The 333-nt window shown below is 41.1% G+C and carries 1 protein-coding gene; it reads right to left on the reverse strand.

The window, feature by feature from the left end; translation table 11 throughout:
• Positions 1–153 precede the first annotated feature (153 nt).
• Positions 154–333: alpha/beta hydrolase family protein (locus AB5935_RS24925; RefSeq protein WP_368327746.1), on the reverse strand; the 180-nt coding region annotated here is incomplete at its 5' end.

Below are 333 nucleotides of genomic sequence, written 5' to 3' on the forward strand. Positions count from 1 at the left end.
CTTTATTATAGGATTCTGTTCTAACAGACGGAACTTTTCCGCTAACTTATAATTCGCTTTCTGCTGTGCATCGGCAAAGCTACATATCAACAATGCAACCACCAGGCACACATATCTAAAGAGAGAGTTTTTCATAAAATCTTATCTATTGTCTTATTTGTTACGGTTAATATCTCCCCAATAGTCTGCACGAGTATCACCCAGCAAATGCTTGGCAAAGAAACGGTACATCTTCTTCTCAAAATACTTATCAGCAGAACCATATCCATGGCCGGCACCCGGAATCACCAGCATATCAAAATCCTTGCCGGCTTCAATCAATGCCTGCGCCAT

The organism is Phocaeicola sp. RTP21198st1_B8_RTP21198_201120 (assembly GCF_040929485.1).
Classification (GTDB): Bacteria; Bacteroidota; Bacteroidia; order Bacteroidales; family Bacteroidaceae; genus Phocaeicola; species Phocaeicola dorei.